Source organism: Bradyrhizobium sp. TM233 (genome assembly GCF_036247965.1).
GTDB lineage: Bacteria > Pseudomonadota > Alphaproteobacteria > Rhizobiales > Xanthobacteraceae > Bradyrhizobium > Bradyrhizobium ottawaense.
In genome coordinates this window covers 1-378 of the sequence record NZ_BTIG01000101.1, presented here as the reverse complement: position 1 = coordinate 378, position 378 = coordinate 1, and the positions used below count along the sequence as shown (strand labels likewise).

The 378-nt window shown below is 62.4% G+C and carries 1 protein-coding gene; it reads left to right on the top strand.

Annotated features, from left to right (window positions below):
- Window positions 1-378: TIM barrel protein (locus AABA86_RS33805; RefSeq protein ID WP_338309821.1), on the top strand; the 378-nt coding region annotated here is incomplete at both ends.

Genomic DNA, 378 nt, shown 5'->3' with positions numbered 1-378 from the left:
ATCGCGGCGAGCGCGTCGCGATCGAGGCGTTCTACAAATCGGTGGCATGGGCCGCGGAGTTCTTCGCCCCGCACGGCATCGATATCGTGCTCGAGCCGATCAATGCGCGCAACGTGCCCGGCTACTTCCTCAACGACTTCGGCTTCGCCCGCGACCTGATCCAGGAGCTGAGGCTTCCGAACCTCAAGCTCCAGTTCGACATCTATCACTGCCAGATCATTCATGGCGACGTCACGATGCGGCTGCGCGAGATGATGCCGATCATCGGCCACATCCAGATCGCCAGCATCCCCTCGCGCAACGAGCCCGACGGGGAGGAGCTGAACTATCCGTTCCTGTTCGAAGAGCTCGACCGGCTCGGCTATGCCGGCTTCGTCG